The sequence below is a fragment of the Lysinibacillus alkalisoli genome (assembly GCF_014643595.1).
In the GTDB taxonomy this organism is placed as follows: Bacteria; Bacillota; Bacilli; order Bacillales_A; family Planococcaceae; genus Metalysinibacillus; species Metalysinibacillus alkalisoli.
Genome location: NZ_BMJT01000009.1, coordinates 59,733 through 74,359 on the forward strand (window position 1 = coordinate 59,733; position 14,627 = coordinate 74,359).

Here is a 14,627-nt window from a genome sequence, read left to right on the forward strand (position 1 = left end):
CATCACTCACCTTTTATTTTTGTACCTGTTAAGTTAGCCCCTACAATGTGTACAGAAGGAATACCTGCTTGTAAACATTGTAAAGCCCCTTGCACTTTAGGTATCATGCCACCGTAAATATCACCTGTTGCTATCCATTCGTTGATTTTCTTCTCTGTTGCCTCTTGTTGATACACCTTATTAATGCGTATCCCATCAACATCTGTAACGAGCAATAAACTCTCAGCACCTATAGCAAGCGCAATTTCACTAGCCATTGTATCGCCATTAATATTCATCGCCTGTCCTTCATAGGCTCCTATACAGGCAATCACTGGAACAAAATCAACTGCTAATAATTGGTTTAGGAAAGCTGTATTGACTTGCGTAACTTCGCCTACAAATCCGTATAATTCCTCATCCAAAAAGTTAGCATTCACAAGTTGGTTATCAAAACCATTTAAACCTACTGCTGCAATCCCTGCTTTTGTTAGCGCATGTACGAGAGAAGGATTCACTTGACCAATTAGTGTATTTTGTATCACATTGATAGCTTGCTTACTCGTGACTCTAACACCGTCTATTGTATGGGAATGCACGCGTTGATTCGCTAATGCTTCGTTAATAGCTGGGCCACCACCATGCGTAATAATAATGTTATATTGATTTTGCATCGCCTTAAAGTTTAAAAAAAATTCGTCCGTTAAGTGACTTAATGTACTGCCGCCTAATTTAATTACGATTGTTTTACGAACGGTAGGAGGCGTTAATTTGGACATAGTCATAGGTTAAATCACACCCCCAGGCTGTACCTTTACCATCACCAATATGTAAAGCCACATCAATTTTCACTTCTTGTTGCTTTAAAATCTGCATTAATTCTTCTTCTGAAAAATGTACAGGCTCACCAGATTCAACAAGCATCTTATCGCCAATTTTAATCCCAATCTTTTCAGGGTCTACAACAGCACCACTATATCCAACAGCTGCAATGACACGCCCCCAATTAGCATCTGCACCAAAAACAGCCGTTTTAACAAGAGGCGAGCCTACAACTGTTTTCGCAATTTTGCGCGCTTCTTCATCTGTCTTAGCACCTGTCACATTAACTTCAATTAATTTTGTAGCCCCCTCCCCATCCTTAGCAATCATTTTAGCTAAGTCTTCTGCCACCATTTGTAATGTTGTATAAAATTTATGCCACTCTGGATGTTCAGGTGTTAAAGGTTTATTTTGTGCTAAACCATTGGCCATAATAATGACGGTGTCATTGGTTGATGTATCACCATCAACTGTAATAGCATTAAATGTACAATCCGTAATTTGAGATAATGCCATCTGTAACATTGGGGAGTCGATATTGGCATCCGTTGTAATAAAACCAAGCATCGTTGCCATATTAGGTTCAATCATCCCTGAGCCTTTTGCCACCCCTGCAATAATCACTTCTTTACCATCAATAATGGTTGTATAAGATGTATTTTTCATCACTGTGTCTGTTGTTAAAATGGCTTGTGCAAAATCGATGGCATTTTCTAAACAATCATCTACAACTAATGCCGCTACTCCTTGTTGTATAGGCTTCATCTTCATCGTCTCTCCAATAACACCTGTCGAACAAACACCTACTAAATTTTCTGCAATATTTAATTTTTGAGCAGTCAGTGTTTGCATTTCAAGTGCGTCTACTAAGCCTTGCTTCCCTGTGCAAGCATTAGCATTACCTGAATTAACAATCATCGCTTGCATTTTCTTTGTTTCATACACTACCTTTTTAGTCACACTTAGCGGTGCTGCTTGAATGGCATTTGTCGTAAACACACCTGCAACACTCGCTGGCACATCACTCACTAATAAAGCTAAATCTTTCTTTTTATGTTTAAGACCACAATGCATTCCTGCTGCCTTAAATCCTTTTGGTGATACAATATTTTTGCTTGATAATTTTGTCATAATTGCCGTTGAAGACCCCATAGTCATTCCTCCAAATAAAATAAATAATGAAATAAAGCAGACAAACTCACTGCGCTGTGGATTTGTCTAACATTTAAATAAACAATGGTACCACGTCTAAACCTGTTGTCTCTGGCAAACCAAATTGAATATTCATATTTTGGATAGCTTGCCCTGCAGCACCCTTCACTAAATTATCAATGGCACAAATGATCGTTGCTCTGTTCGTCCGTTGATCCACACGCACTAAAATATCACAATAGTTTGAACCTTTTACACGCGCTGTATTTACTGTTGTAGCATCTGTTATAACACGTACAAAAGGATGATTTGCATAAACTTGTTGTAAACAATGTACTAACGATTGTTCTGTTGCACTCCCTACTAACGGAGCGTATGCAGTAGTTAATATCCCTCTTGTCATGGGTACTAAATGTGTATTAAATGTAATGGTAGTTGTCACATCTGTGAATTGAGCAATTGATTGTTCGATTTCTGGAATATGTTGATGCTCATTGACCTTGTAAATGGAGAAACCTTCATTAGCTTCACTAAAATGTGTTGTTTGTGAAGGTTTATTGCCTGCTCCTGAATAACCACTTTTAGCATCTATAATTAGCTGCGTAGCATCAATCAGTCCCTCTTTAATTAATGGCAAAACAGATAATAACGTTGCTGTTGGATAGCAGCCTGGATTAGCAATTAAGGGGGCTACTTTAATCTTGTTGGCATTCCACTCCGATAAACCGTATACACTTTGTGCTAATGCTTTTTCATCAGCAGCTTCTTTTTTATACCATTGTGTATACAGTTGACGGTCTTTTAAACGAAAATCACCTGATAAATCAATAAGCTTTGGACCCGTGTGTAAAAGTGTTGGCATAATTTTACTTGCCACTCCAGCAGGTGTACTTGTAAAAACGACATCTAACTTCGCTAGTTGTTCATCATCGATTTTTTGTAGCGTATGATCAACAATATGCGTTAAATGACCAAATTTATGTGAAAACGAAACACCTTCTTCAGATGATGTAAATAAATGTAGTTCTGACATTTCTTTATGATTATGCAAAAATCGAATTAACTCTAATCCGCCATAACCTGTGGCACCTATAATACCGATTTTCATTTCTTTCACCTCTAAAATTTAATATATTCAGTATAGGCATGTATATTTATAAAGTCAAATGAATTTTTATAATTAAAAATAGTTGATTTGAAATTATATCAAACCAACTATTCTATCTTCTAACGTATTTAATTAATCTTCCATTGTAGAAAGGTCACCTGTTGGCAAATCTAGTTCCCATGCTTTTAAAACACGTCTCATAATTTTTCCGCTTCGTGTTTTTGGTAATTTATCTTTGAATTCAATTTCTCTAGGTGCAGCATGTGCAGCTAGTCCCGTCTTCACAAAATTTTGGATGTCAGTAATCAACTGTTCAGAAGGTGCAACCCCTTCTCGCAGGGCAATAAAGGCTTTAATAATTTCGCCACGTACAGGATCGGGTTTACCAATCACACCAGCTTCTAGTACATCTGGATGTTCAAGTAACTTACTTTCCACCTCGAATGGCCCTACACGTTCTCCTGCTGTCATAATGACATCATCCACACGCCCTTGGAACCAGAAGTAACCATCCTCATCTTGATAAGCAGAATCACCTGAGACATACCACTCACCTTGTAAAAAATATGCGTCGTATCGCTCTTGATTTCCCCAAATCGCACGCATCATAGCTGGCCATCCTTTACGTATCGCTAAGTTGCCCATTGTATATGGCTTCACCTCATTACCTTGGTCATCTACAATTGTGGCATAAATACCTGGCAACGGTTTACCCATTGAACCTGGTTTAATCGCCATAGAAGGATAGTTACAAATCATATGTGCACCTGTTTCAGTCATCCACCACGTATCATGGATGCGATGCCCTAATGTCTCAATTCCCCAACGAATGACTTCTGGATTTAATGGCTCTCCCACAGACAACACATGACGCAAGCTACTTAAATCATAATCTTTAACCATTTCTCCTGCCCCCATTAACATACGGAAAGCTGTTGGAGCACTGTACCAAACCGTTACATGATAAGATGCTAATGCTTGGTACCAATTTTGAGGTGAAAAACGACCACCTACTACTAATGTTGTTACACCATTTAACCAAGGTCCAAAAATTCCATAAGCGGTCCCTGTTACCCAGCCTGGGTCTGCCGTACACCAATAAATATCTTGCTCTTGTAAATCAAGTACCCACTGAGCAGATTGATATTGTTGAATCATTGCATTATGCACGTGTAAAACACCCTTTGGCGCACCTGTAGAGCCCGATGTATAATGCAATAACATACCATCTTCACGCGCTACCCAAGTAATATTAAATTGTTCAGAAGCTTGACTCATTTGCCTTGTTAAATGATAAACGGAATCTGTTTCTTCAATGTCATCCCCTACAAGAAAAACAGTTTCAAGTTTTGGTAAACGATCTAATGGCACACGCTTTAATAATGATGGTGTTGTCACTAATACTTTAGCGTCACTGTCGTCGAGTCGGTCATATACAGCGCCTTCCATAAAGGCTTCAAATAATGGACCTACAATCACACCTAGTTTTAATGCACCTAATAATGTAAAGTATAGTTCAGGCTGGCGTGGCATATAAATAAATAAGCGGTCACCTTTTACTAACGTTGTTTTATCTTGTAAGACATTCGCCACTTGGTTTGTTTTACATTTCATATCGTAAAAGGTATACGTCTCTTTTCTATCACCATCATCATAATACAGTGCTACTTTATTTTTCCGGCTTGACTCAGCGTGACGGTCAATCGCCTCGTAAGCTATATTCACTTCTCCCGTGTGAAACCAACTAAACTGTTTTTCTACATCCTCCCATCTGTGAGTGGCCGCAGTTGCCTCATAATCTTGTAACAAATAATACGCAGGTATTGCTTGTAACTTATCTTTGTCGCTCACTTGCATATTTTTTCCCCCTTTGTTATCAGAATATCGTTATCTTACCACTTTATTTTTTCATTATTCACAATATTTTCATTTTTAAAAAACTTACTGTATATTTCGCAAATATTAGCGTATTTTCGCATAATATCCGTTATAATGGTTGTATCAAAATCAGGTGGTGATTGAGATGGAACATAAAAAAACTTTTTTCTCTATTGAAAAGGAAACAAAACATGGCACTGTAATTGTGGAAGGCCCTGTCACAGCTGAAGCTTTAACAAGTTATACTTTCCATGAAGATTTAGTTGCTTTCCGATTGCCTGAACAACAACATCAAGCCATTATTGGCATTGCAAAGCTTGATGAAGGTCGTATTATTCTTATGCGACAAGGGACTACTGTAGTGGGGTATGTTACGTACTTATACCCTGACCCACAAGAACGTTGGGCTGAAGATCGCATCCCTAATATGATTGAACTCGGCGCAATAGAAGTGATCCCAGCTTATCGTGGCACTGGCGCTGGTAAAGCATTGCTAGAAGTATCCTTTATGGCTGATGAGATGGAAGACTATTTAGTGATTACTACAGAGTATTATTGGCACTGGGATTTAAAAGGCACTGGATTAAATGTATGGGATTATCGTAAAATGATGGAAAGGATGATGAGTTCTCAGAAGTTTGAGTACTATGCTACAGACGACCCTGAAGTTACCTCCCATCCTGCTAACTGTTTAATGGCACGTGTTGGGGAGCGTGTGCCTAGCGAAACTTTAGAGCGTTTTGATCGCTTGCGTTTTGCAAACCGTTATATGTACTAAAAGTAAATATCACAAGGGGGATTTTACATGTTAGTTGAACAAATCATGAATAATAAACCGTATACATTAGAAGCACATCATACAATACGTGATGCTATGCGTTTAATGCGGGAAAAGAAAATTCGTCACATTCCTATCGTGACACCAAATCGTGAAGTTATTGGGGTAGTAACACAGCGCGATCTAAAAGAAGCCATGCCATCGTCATTAGAAAGTGCTGAACGTGATCGACTATTTGACGTTACAGTGGATCAATTTATGATAAAAAGCCCGATCATGGCGCATCCTTTAGATACGGTAGAAGATTTAGCTTTAATTTTTTACGATGCTAAAGTAGGCTGTTTACCTATTATTTCTAATAATGAATTAGTAGGCATTGTCACAACAACGGATATGTTATATACCTATGTTGAGCTTACTGGCGCACATAAACCTGGTTCTAAATTAGAAATCCGTGTAGAAGACACACCTGGTGTGTTGGCTCACATTACAAAAATTATGGCTGACCATAAAACGAATGTGCAAAGTGTATTAGTATATCCTGACGATAAAAGCACGACCCATCGCGTGCTGTCTATTCGTATTCAAACTGTTAATCCGATTGAATTGATTGAAGACTTAATTAAGCATGGCTTTGATGTTTTAGGCCCTGCCTTTCCAGGTGTTGAATTTTAGTGCGAAATACTGTCTTTGTATATTCGCCAGAACAACTAGGCTACAAGTTTTCAGATAGTCATCCTTTCAATCATAAAAGATTAACATTAACGATGGATTTATTACGAAACATAAAAGCACTAGATGATGATGCGATTATTCCGGCTCGCATTGCAACAGACGAAGAATTATTACTTGCACACGAGGCAAAATATATTGATATTGTAAAACGAGCTGGTCATGGTGACCTCACTTCTCAACAAGGTGAACCTTATGGTATTGGTACGGAGGACACACCTATATTTGAGCAGATGCATGAAGCCAGTGCTCAACTCGTTGGTGGTACACTGACAGCTGTAGATGCCGTCATGCAAGGACAAGCGCAACATGCGCTTAATCTTGGTGGTGGCTTACATCATGGCTTTCAAGGGAGAGCATCAGGTTTTTGTATTTATAATGACAGCACAGTAGCCATTAAATATATGCAAAAAAAGTACGGGGCACGTGTACTATATGTTGATACCGATGCCCACCATGGTGATGGTGTACAATGGAGCTTTTATGACGACCCTGACGTATGTACGTTATCGATACATGAAACAGGCCGCTATTTATTCCCAGGCACGGGTAACCTCACAGAGAGAGGCAGTGGTGCAGGTTATGGTACGTCATTTAATTTTCCTATTGATGCCTTTACAGAAGATGAAAGCTTTCTAACCATTTATGAAAAATCAATGCGCGAAGTATTTGAATTTTTCAAGCCTGATGTAGTATTGACACAAAATGGCGCAGATGCACACTATTTTGACCCACTAACCCATCTCTATGGCTCTATGAATATTTATCGAGAAATACCTAAATTAGCTCATCAACTCGCTCATGAATATTGCGAAGGGCGCTGGATTGCTGTTGGTGGAGGTGGCTATGATATTTGGCGTGTTGTACCAAGAGCTTGGTCATTGCTTTGGCTAGAAATGAATGACATCGCTCTACCTCATGGCCCTTTGCCACAAGCATGGCTAGATCGTTGGCAAGAAGAAGCACCTGTCCCTTTAATCCCTACTTGGGAAGACCCTCAACCACTGTACCCTGCTATCCCAAGAAAAGCTGAGATTGAAGAAAAAAATGCAATGATGTTAGACAAAGCATTGCATATTATTCGTAAAGATTTAATAAATAAAGAAGCTTAATCGAAAACGAAAAAGGTAAGCCGATGAAATACTAATCGACTTACCTTTTTTATAACATATTTTTATCCCTTTGTAGAGTCACGTTCTTCAATACGGTGAGGTAAAACAACGGTTAACTCTTCCACATCTTCTTTATTGATCAGCTTTGTTAGTAAACGCATAGCCACAGCCCCGATATCATATAAGGGCAACACAACACTCGTTAGTTGAGGACGTACCATACGTGCTAATTTTGTATCTTCAAAACTAATCACTTCTACATCTGTTGGTACTTGTAAGTTATTATCATATAAGGCATGTACAATACCTAGAGCAATTTCATCATTACCAGCAAAATAAGCCGTTGGTGCATTTCCACTATTAATCAGCTCATTTACTGCTTGTACACTCTCATCATAATTTACAATGTTTTTAATAATATAATGCTCATTTATTTCCATATTCTTTTCTTGTAAAGCTTTTTGATAAGCTGGGATTTTATATCCACTATTTACTGTATAGTTTTCAGGCCCTGATATAAATGCTACTTTATTATGACGTTTTAGCAGATGTGATAATGCTTCATAGGCAGCAGCAAAATAATCAATGTTAACTGACGCAATCGTATGAGATTCGTCAATAGACCCTGCTAACACTACAGGCACTGGAGAAGCCTCAATAGCATCATGTAATGCAGGTGTAACTTCATCACTCATCAATACCACACCATCTACTTGTTTACCTAACATCGTATCAAATAGCTGTAATTCCTTATCTTCATTTTGGTCTGAATTTGCCAAAATAATATTATAATTGTACATCGTTGCAATATCTTCAATACCACGTGTTAATTCCGCATAGACGTTACTGGAAATGTCAGGGATAATGACGCCCACAGTTGTTGTTTTCTTACTAGCTAATCCTCTTGCTACAGCATTAGGACGATAACCTAGTCTTTTAATTACTTCTAATACTTTCTTTCTTGTTGCTGGCTTTACATTTTGATTACCATTCACAACACGTGATACTGTAGCCATTGAAACATTAGCTTCTCTAGCAACATCATAAATTGTTACAGTCATTTGCATGCGTCCTCCCATCATTTATTGTCTCTCTTATTTTAACAGAAATCGAATAAAAAAACGTCTTAAAGCAATTGATTTAACTGCTTTAAAACGTTTTGTCACTATGCGTTCACTTCATGTGTTTTCATAAATTTTTGTAACGTATCATAAAAAGCATTGAATGTTGGAATATCCATTTGTTGTTGCGAATCTGAAAGTGCGATTGATGGGTCTGGGTGCACTTCCGCCATTACACCATCTGCACCAATAGCAATTGCTGCTTTCGCACATGGTAGTAATAAGTCACGACGACCTGTTGAATGTGTTACGTCTACAAATACAGGTAAATGTGTTTCTTGCTTTAAGATTGGCACTGCTGAAATATCTAATGTATTACGTGTCGCCTTTTCATACGTGCGAATACCACGCTCACATAAAATAATATTCTCATTGCCTTTTGACATAATATATTCAGCAGCATGAATAAATTCATCAATAGTCGCTGCTAACCCTCGTTTTAATAACACTGGTTTATTAGTTGCACCTGCTGCTTTTAATAATTCAAAGTTTTGCATATTACGCGCACCAATTTGAATAACATCAATATAATCTAACGCTTCGTCTAAATGAGCTGGTGTTACGATTTCTGTAATTACGCCTAAACCGTACTCATCTGATACACGTTTTAAAATTTTTAAGCCTTCTAAACCTAGACCTTGGAAATCATATGGTGAAGTACGTGGTTTATAAGCTCCACCACGAATTAATTTTTCACCTTTTGCTTTAATAGCCTCTGCTACCGCTGCTACTTGCTCATAAGACTCTACCGCACAAGGGCCAAATATGAATGAAGGTTTACCTTCACCAATCTTTTCACCGTTTATATCAATAATTGTATTTTCAGACTTTTGCTTACGTGATACAAGTAATTCTTTTTTCTTTTCTGCTTCTAATTGCTTTAATGCCGTTTTGAAGATTTGTTTAAAAATATAATCAACCGTCATTTGGTTTAATGGACCATTATTATGTTCTTTAATTAAATCTAACATATGACGTTCACGTAATGGGTCGTAACGATTCACGCCCTGCTTTTCTTTAATTTTACCAATTTCATTGACAATCTCTGCACGCTCATTGATTAAACGTAAAATTTCTAAGTTTAAATTGTCAATTTGACTACGTAAACCTTCTAAATCTTGTTGACTCATATTCTTTCCCCTCTCTCCAACAGTCAGACTCTTTCAGAAGTCTGAAAACTATGTTACATTTTAATGAATACGTTTATTATAATCAAAATAAGCATGAATGTCACGCAAAAAGTTTTAGTGGTTTAAACCACTAAAGTGTTTTGCTGTGAGTAGGTGAAAGGAAGCGGTTTCATTGTCCCAAACATTATTTGCATTAGATATCGGCACGCGTTCAGTAGTTGGTATTATTTTAGAAGAAACAGATGGGCGCTTTCATGTTGTCGATATGGTAATGAAAGAACACCAAGAACGTGCGATGGTCGACGGACAAATACATAATGTCATATATGTAGCACAGTTAATTAAAGAAATTACTACAGCACTTGAACAAAAGTACGGTACTCTACAAAAAGTAAGTGTTGCCGCTGCAGGTCGTTCACTAAAAACAGAACAAGCAGAAGCAACAATGCCCATTCGCCACCGAGCAATCTTTACAGAAGAAGATATGAATCGTTTGGAACTGCAAGCTGTACAACAAGCACAGCAACAATTAGTACAAGCACAAGGTGAACATCAAACTCATTTTTATTGTGTAGGTTACTCCGTGTTACATTATAAATTAGACGGCGAAATTATTGGTAGTTTACTCGACCAACAAGGTGATTTTGCTGCGGTCGAAGTGATCGCTACATTTTTGCCACGTGTTGTTGTAGAATCGTTAATTGCTGCTTTACAACGCGCTGATTTAGAAATGGGTGCTCTAACATTAGAACCTATCGCTGCTATTAATGTGCTCATCCCTCCTTCAATGAGACGATTAAACGTTGCACTTGTGGATATTGGCGCTGGGACTTCAGATATTGCGATTACAGATAAAAACACAGTTGTTGCTTATGGCATGGTACCTATCGCTGGCGATGAAATTACAGAAGCCTTGAGTGACCATTACTTGTTAGACTTTCCTGTAGCAGAACAAGTAAAAAGACAAATTGTGACCGCACAACCTATTGTAATCCAAGATATTTTAGGTTTTGATGAGACATATGAACACGAAGCTGTTTGCCAAACGATATTGCCTGCTGTACAAGAATTAGCTAATGCCATTGGTACTGAAATTTTACGGCTCAATAATAACGAAGCACCTAAAGCTGTGATGTTAGTTGGCGGAGGTAGTCTCACACCTAAATTAACCGAAACCTTAAGTGCTGTTTTACAATTGCCAACAAACCGTATTGCAGTGCGCAACGTAGAGGCTATTCAAAACATTACAAGAGCTGACCATATTAGTACTACTCCCGAGCTTGTGACACCGATTGGCATAGCTATTGCAGCACAAAAAATGCCTATTCAATATATGTCTGTCACAGTAAATGAACAGGTTATTCGTTTATTTGAATTAAAAGAAATGACGGTTGGTGATGCCTTACTCGCTGCTAATATTAAAGCAAAACAACTTTTTGGAAAGCCTGGTCAAGCGCTAGCTGTGACAGTAAATGGACAAGATATTTTTATCCCTGGCGAACACGGCACCCCTGCAGAAATTTTAGTCAATGGTACACTTGCTTCTACTAAGACAATTATCCATTCAAAAGACGTGATTACAGTAGCTGAAGGCTTGGACGGGAAACCTGCTACTGCTACTGTTGGTGAAGTCATTGACTATACAGGTCATAAACAAATTACCATTAATCAAGAAAAATATGATATCGCACCAACCATTGTAGTGAATAAGCAAATCGTAAATATAGACTATATTTTACATGACCGTGATCAGATTACTGTAGAAACAGCTGATACCATTGAGCAAGTATTGCAATTGACTAACTATGAACAAGTAATAACACAACTTAAACCATTCCAAGTATACGTGAATCAAAAGGTGATCCAGATTCCTCAAGCAAGCGTAATGTTATTACTAAACGGCAAACCTGCTAAACTAACCTATCATGTGCAACATGGCGATAGCATTACATGGCAACAACCTCAAAAGGTGACCGTACAGGAGGTTGCTAATGAAGCAAGCCTTGTATTACAACATGAAATTACAGTCACATTTCAAGGTGAGCAACTGGTGTTATGTAAAACTGTTCACCAAGCTATGATGCAACAACAATTCGTTGAACCCTCTCATATTGTAAGTAATGGCGCAACAATAACCTTTATCCCAAGAGATAGTTCACCATGGATTTTTCAAGATGTTTTTCGCTTTTCAGATTGGCAGTTACCTACTGAGACCACAAGTCATTTCGAGATTTTACGCAATCAACAACCTGCCAGATTTGACTCTCCTATTTTTGGTGGCGATGAATTACAAATTATCTTTAAATAAAAAAAAGCATCGCTCGATTTTGAGCAATGCTTTTTATTTTAGCTTTGTTTTGGTGCCTCATCTGCAAGTGATTCTTCACCCTCTATTGAAGCTGTGCCATCATCAGATGGTAGTTTCTCATCTTTCAATGTTTTCACTTTATCAACAAGTTGTGAGGTTTGTTCTTGCAATTGTTGGGAGAGTTCTGCTGTTTTGTTTTTAGCTGTTGAAGATAATTCTAAGCTTTTATCTTTCAAATTTACAGCTTGTATCGCCACATCATCACGTAACTCACTCCCTGATTTAGGTGCTAATAGTAAACCTGCTGCGGCACCAATAATGCCACCAACGAATGCTCCAATCACGAAATCCTTCATATTTACACTCTCCTCGTCATAGATCGCTTCTTGCGCCTTATAAACTTGTGGTAAAGTACTGCCGAATTGTTGATCTTTCACTTCATTATAGTTTGGCTTTTTTGTCATAGTTTACTGCCTCCTAAAACAATAATGTTACTTCTTACGTTGCCAGAAGCGTTTTTTTGCTGGTACTTCTTTAGCTGTACCTACAATTGTTTCTGCTTCTTCTGTTTTACGCTCTTTCCATTTATCAGCAATGCCCATTGCTACATTGCTCCACTGTACAACTTGTGCAATTTTTTCTTCATTTTGTTCAACACTATTTGATACTGAAGAAGTGATACGCTGTACAGAATTGTTTAAACCACTGACAGACTCACCAATACCCTTAACTGCACCAACAACACTGTTTAATTGTTGTGATTTGTCTTGAATATCCTCTGCTAATGCATTTGTTTTTTCTAATAAGAACGTTGTCTCACGTGTAATCCCTTGCATTTGCCCTTCAATCTTGCCAACTGTGTCTGTTAATTCTTTTACCGTATCTTTTACTGTAAACAATGTCACGCCAACACTAATACATAAGATTAGAAACGCGATTGCTGCAATAAGTGCTGCAACATATAATACGATTACCATTGTTCTACCTCCTATTTGTGTATCATTTATTAGATTTAAGCATACTACTTTAATTCGATATGCTTAGAGAAATCCCTTTAATTATATTATAAAACCTCTTCAAATGCGCGTTGATATTTATTAACATCGCCTGCGCCCATAAATAGAAATACTGCGCCTTCATGTGCTTTTAACACATCAATTTGCTCCACATCCAACACTTGCGCTTGCTCAATTAAATCTGCTAAATTTTGGATTGATAATTCCCCTTGTTGTTCACGGGCTGACCCAAAAATATCACATAAGTAAACGTAGTCTGCACCACTTAGACTATGTGCAAAATCTTGTAAAAATTTCTTTGTACGTGTAAAAGTATGTGGTTGGAAAATCGCAATCACATCTTTGTCAGGGTATTTTTGTCTCGCAGATTGTAATGTTACTTTAATTTCTGTTGGATGATGCGCATAATCATCAATTAACACATTATTCCCTATAACGGTTTGACTAAAACGTCGTTTAACACCGCCATATGTCGTTAAACGAGCTTGTACTAATTCTGCTGGGATATGTTCATAATGACTTAATGCAATGACAGCTAATGTATTTAGCACCGTATGGTCACCATATAATGGAATATCAAATGTATAGTAAAAATCATTGCGTACATAAACATCAAATGTCGTACCTGCTGTTGTCTTTATCAGATTGCGTGCTTGGAAGTCGTTGCCCTCGCCAAAACCATAATAGACTACAGGTACATTTGCTTGAATGCGTTGTAATTGCTCGTCATCACCACATGCAATAATGCCTTTACTTACTTGTTGTGCAAGTGATTGGAAGGCATCAAACACATCATCAATATCACTGAAATAATCAGGGTGATCAAAATCAATATTGGTCATAATCGCATAATCCGCATGATATGCTAAAAAATGACGGCGATATTCACATGCTTCTAATACGAAGAAAGATGCCTCCTTATGCCCTTCTCCTGTACCATCACCAATTAAATAATTCGTTGGCTTATAGCCTGCTAATACATGAGACATTAAACCTGTCGTTGACGTCTTACCATGTGCGCCTGTAATTGCTATAGATGTATAGCGATTCATGTACTCACCTAAAAATGTATGGTAACGAATGACTTCCACACCTAATTCTTGTGCTCTCACTAATTCGGGATGCTCATCTGGAAAAGCATTCCCTGCAATAATTGTCATACCTTGTTTAATATTGTTTGCATCAAAAGGCAATAATGTGATGCCTCTCTCATGCAATGGTGCTTCAGTAAATAAATATTTATCAATATCAGACCCTTGTACGTGATGACCCGCATCAAATAAAATTTGTGCAAGTGAACTCATACCTGTGCCTTTAATGCCTGTAAAATGAAAAAGTGTCATGATATAAAAACCCCCCGGGGATTACCCTCCGAATCAAGTGAACTGCATTTTGCTCTAAGCCTGTTCCGTTGCTTATGATCATTTATAAATAAACATTTGTTAAATGATTTTTTCCCATAATAGTATACCACTATATGTGCTAAGACGT

At 37.8% G+C, this 14,627-nt stretch carries 13 protein-coding genes; 4 read left to right on the plus strand and 9 right to left on the minus strand.

Going from position 1 to position 14,627, the window contains the following annotated elements:
- Positions 1 to 2: 2 nt before the first annotated feature.
- From argB to acsA, 4 genes are all read right to left on the minus strand, one after another.
- Complete coding sequence (gene argB, locus IEW44_RS12950) at positions 3 to 764, minus strand: acetylglutamate kinase (protein WP_188615479.1); 762 nt, start codon at positions 762 to 764, stop codon at positions 3 to 5.
- On the minus strand, positions 727 to 1,959 hold the full coding sequence (argJ, locus tag IEW44_RS12955) for a bifunctional glutamate N-acetyltransferase/amino-acid acetyltransferase ArgJ (RefSeq protein ID WP_188615480.1): 1,233 nt from the start codon (positions 1,957 to 1,959) through the stop codon (positions 727 to 729). Before argJ ends, argB begins: the two co-directional genes overlap by 38 nt.
- Before the next feature lie 67 nt (positions 1,960 to 2,026).
- Complete coding sequence (gene argC, locus IEW44_RS12960) at positions 2,027 to 3,061, minus strand: N-acetyl-gamma-glutamyl-phosphate reductase (protein ID WP_188615481.1); 1,035 nt, start codon at positions 3,059 to 3,061, stop codon at positions 2,027 to 2,029.
- Positions 3,062 to 3,193: 132 nt separating this feature from the next.
- Positions 3,194 to 4,918, minus strand: coding sequence for an acetate--CoA ligase (acsA, locus tag IEW44_RS12965; protein WP_188615482.1), 1,725 nt, complete (start codon positions 4,916 to 4,918; stop codon positions 3,194 to 3,196).
- Positions 4,919 to 5,084: 166 nt separating this feature from the next.
- On the opposite strand from acsA, the gene IEW44_RS12970 reads away from it, so the two are divergent.
- From IEW44_RS12970 to IEW44_RS12980, 3 genes are read left to right on the plus strand one after another with little or no spacing between them, the layout of a single operon-like run.
- Positions 5,085 to 5,717, plus strand: coding sequence for a GNAT family N-acetyltransferase (locus tag IEW44_RS12970; RefSeq protein WP_188615483.1), 633 nt, complete (start codon positions 5,085 to 5,087; stop codon positions 5,715 to 5,717).
- 27 nt (positions 5,718 to 5,744) lie between these two features.
- A complete protein-coding gene (locus IEW44_RS12975; RefSeq protein ID WP_188615484.1) occupies positions 5,745 to 6,392 on the plus strand; it encodes an acetoin utilization AcuB family protein in 648 nt (215 codons plus the stop codon).
- Complete coding sequence (locus IEW44_RS12980) at positions 6,392 to 7,561, plus strand: acetoin utilization protein AcuC (RefSeq protein WP_188615485.1); 1,170 nt, start codon at positions 6,392 to 6,394, stop codon at positions 7,559 to 7,561. The genes IEW44_RS12975 and IEW44_RS12980 overlap by 1 nt, the downstream gene beginning before the upstream one ends.
- A gap of 62 nt (positions 7,562 to 7,623) precedes the next feature.
- Here IEW44_RS12980 and ccpA read toward each other — a convergent pair whose 3' ends face one another.
- Positions 7,624 to 8,622, minus strand: coding sequence for a catabolite control protein A (gene ccpA / locus IEW44_RS12985; protein ID WP_188615486.1), 999 nt, complete (start codon positions 8,620 to 8,622; stop codon positions 7,624 to 7,626).
- Positions 8,623 to 8,726: 104 nt separating this feature from the next.
- Positions 8,727 to 9,812, minus strand: coding sequence for a bifunctional 3-deoxy-7-phosphoheptulonate synthase/chorismate mutase (locus tag IEW44_RS12990; RefSeq protein WP_188615487.1), 1,086 nt, complete (start codon positions 9,810 to 9,812; stop codon positions 8,727 to 8,729).
- A gap of 172 nt (positions 9,813 to 9,984) precedes the next feature.
- Between IEW44_RS12990 and pilM the strand changes: the two genes are divergently transcribed.
- A complete protein-coding gene (gene pilM / locus IEW44_RS12995) occupies positions 9,985 to 12,120 on the plus strand; it encodes a pilus assembly protein PilM (RefSeq protein ID WP_188615488.1) in 2,136 nt (711 codons plus the stop codon).
- A gap of 38 nt (positions 12,121 to 12,158) precedes the next feature.
- Here pilM and IEW44_RS13000 read toward each other — a convergent pair whose 3' ends face one another.
- From IEW44_RS13000 to murC, 3 genes are all read right to left on the minus strand, one after another.
- Positions 12,159 to 12,584 carry a YtxH domain-containing protein gene (locus IEW44_RS13000; RefSeq protein WP_188615489.1) on the minus strand — a complete coding sequence of 142 codons (426 nt, stop codon included), beginning with the start codon at positions 12,582 to 12,584 and terminating at the stop codon, positions 12,159 to 12,161.
- Between the two features lie 27 nt (positions 12,585 to 12,611).
- Positions 12,612 to 13,097 (minus strand): DUF948 domain-containing protein, encoded by a 486-nt coding sequence (locus IEW44_RS13005; RefSeq protein ID WP_188615490.1) that lies wholly within the window; start codon positions 13,095 to 13,097, stop codon positions 12,612 to 12,614.
- An 86-nt stretch (positions 13,098 to 13,183) separates the two neighbouring features.
- Positions 13,184 to 14,479 carry a UDP-N-acetylmuramate--L-alanine ligase gene (murC, locus tag IEW44_RS13010; protein WP_188615491.1) on the minus strand — a complete coding sequence of 432 codons (1,296 nt, stop codon included), beginning with the start codon at positions 14,477 to 14,479 and terminating at the stop codon, positions 13,184 to 13,186.
- Between the last annotated feature and the right edge of the window lie 148 nt (positions 14,480 to 14,627).